Origin of the sequence: Photobacterium damselae (assembly GCF_003026815.1) — a bacterium.
Taxonomy (GTDB): domain Bacteria; phylum Pseudomonadota; class Gammaproteobacteria; order Enterobacterales; family Vibrionaceae; genus Photobacterium; species Photobacterium damselae.
Genome location: NZ_PYOG01000083.1, coordinates 1 through 2,038, shown reverse-complemented (window position 1 = coordinate 2,038; position 2,038 = coordinate 1). Strand labels below are relative to the sequence as shown.

2 protein-coding genes are annotated in these 2,038 nt (G+C 46.0%); one reads left to right on the top strand and one right to left on the bottom strand.

What is annotated here, in order from left to right:
- Positions 1-1,631: conjugal transfer protein TraG N-terminal domain-containing protein (locus tag CTN07_RS22295; protein ID WP_211315315.1), on the top strand; the 1,631-nt coding region annotated here is incomplete at its 5' end.
- A gap of 18 nt (positions 1,632-1,649) precedes the next feature.
- Here CTN07_RS22295 and CTN07_RS22925 read toward each other — a convergent pair.
- The coding region (locus CTN07_RS22925; protein WP_170107354.1) for a hypothetical protein at positions 1,650-2,038 on the bottom strand (389 nt) is incomplete at its 5' end.

Below are 2,038 nucleotides of genomic sequence, written 5' to 3'. Positions count from 1 at the left end.
GCTACCTTGGGGGCTTTTTCTATCTGGCACTGTGGCCGTTTTTCTTCACGGTCATCAACCTCATCATGACCTACTCACTGCAATATGCAGGAGCCGAATCCACCAATTTACTGCACGGTATGTCTTTGGCGGGCAGCTCACCGCTGCAAGCCATGCACTATAAGTATGCAGCAATTGCGGGATGGCTAATGATGATGGTGCCGATTATCTCCAAATACGCCTTAACAGGCGGATTGGCGATGGCAGGCAGTCTAGGACAACAGTTCTTAGGGGCGATGGGCTCTAATGCTGCGCGCTCATCTCAAGCGGCCGCCAGTGGTGATATGACCTATGGTGTGGTGCAAACCGATACTTGGTACAGCAACTCCATGAGTGGCAACAAGGTTGATACCGCCTACAGTAACCAATCCTATGGGGCGCAAGTTCAGCGAGCCGATGGCTCAAGCGTCAACTACTTACCAGGAGGGAATGCGGTGTACAGCAGTCGAGGGGCAATTTCGACCACAGGCTTTGATATTAACAGCAGTGAAGTGCAAAGCCGTGCACTGCAAAACAGCTACATCGAGGCGCAGCGTGCCACCACTCAAGCTCGTACGGCTTACAATCAGTCAGCAGGAAGTGTCGCAGACCAACTGATGAGTTTAAGCAGCAGTGCCAGCCGCAATACCAGTTATGGTGAAGGCACGCAGTACAGCTCAAATTCTTCAACCCAAAACTCGTTAAATAAACTCGATGGCGTAGTGGCCGAGGAAGCCAAAGCGAAAGGGGTATCAAAAGAAGAAGCCTACAAACATATGGTGGATAACTACTTCGACTATAACGCCAATTTTGGTGCTTCATTAGGGATGGGAGTTGGTGAATTTGGCAACATCAAAGGTGGTGCTAACTTTACTGGAGGACAAAAGTTTACTGACTCAGAAAGTACGACAGACAGCCAACGACAAGATCGCACTTCCCGCACTTCCAATAGTCGTCAAAATCAGTTTAATGACCTCATGAGTTCCATTGAACAGTTCGGTACTTCGGGAAGAACCGAAGACTTGCATGGCTTTAATCAACAATCAATATCAACATTAAGTGAAGCGATTAAAGACTCTAAAGACTTAGTTAAAACGGTAGACAGCAGTATTGCCAAGGAGCAAGCCTACAGTGCCGCGCTTCAAGATTCACAGACAGGCAGCTTAAGCATTAATACAAACTTAATGCCTGAGTTCCAAGCGTATGTAGCAAGGCGTCGCCCTGAGAATGTGGAGGCCATCATGAATGGTAATACCCCAGCCATTAATGAAGAGCGAGACCTCTTTTTCCAAGCCTTTATGAGCGAGCGATTCTCGAACTACAATCCAGAGCTCAAACAAGCCTGGGATGAAAGTTCAATGAACCGCCCTGCACAAAGCGTACAGGGCCGTGATATTCAAGGTAATTATGAGCGCAATAGTGGATCAATAGAAAGCCAATATCAGACTGAACAAGGCCATCGTCAGAAACAATTTGATGAGGAAAGCGAGCAGTCACAACAGGCGCTCTATAATAACGATGCGTATCTCCACATCAAACAGGAGCAGGAAAACGCTCACCAATTAACAGAGCAGGAATTAAAGGAGGTTAAAAAATACCGCGGAATGAAATAGGAAAAGGAAAGCGACGCACTAGTGTCGCTTTTTGATGAAGAATTTGATTTTTTCTCGATTCTTTGGAGCAAAATAAGCCAATGAAACTACAGCGAATCCTAACCATATTGTCGATATAACTTTAGCTACGTCTAAGGAAATGAAATAACGACCGATGCCTAAAGTTAGCATTGCCAATCCTAAGAAACAAATAAATATAGCCCCTTGCTTAATATAAAGTTGCTCGGTCTCATCGACTTGCTGATTCCATTCCTCTTTTGACGCACCATTATTAAATATTTCACCGATATTAAATGGGGATTCAGGAGCCTCAGCAGGCATTGCCGAACTCAACAACTGGTTGATCTCGTCGTCACTAAATCCCTTTGCGCGAAGCGCATCTATCTTCGCCGTTAATGTGCCAAGTT